Source organism: Parendozoicomonas sp. 2304DJ65-17, from assembly GCF_058148445.1.
Map to the genome: position 1 here is coordinate 1 of NZ_JBYVJV010000135.1, position 234 is coordinate 234.

The window sequence follows — 234 nt, forward strand, 5'->3', positions numbered from 1 at the left end:
AACCATTTTTCGGGCATGGCCCCATGATTTCAGACTACGGGACCATCTGCCAAACCAGCGCTTTTTTGACCTTATGGAGCTGGGGCGTTTTCCTCTCTGGCATGGTGCAATGCTGGCGTTAGCCGGGCATTTTTCTGCTCGCATGATTGCGGCCCAACAGCTTGTCTATATCAAACCTATTGTTCGACAAACACGCTTTGATTTTTGCTCCATACTCTCCGGCTTTTATTTTCC

General features: G+C 48.7%; 1 protein-coding gene. It reads left to right on the top strand.

The genetic code is table 11. From position 1 onward, the window contains the following. Positions 1–234, top strand: a 234-nt coding sequence (locus tag ACY2RR_RS24800) for a hypothetical protein (RefSeq protein ID WP_490110866.1), incomplete at both ends; no start/stop codon positions are given.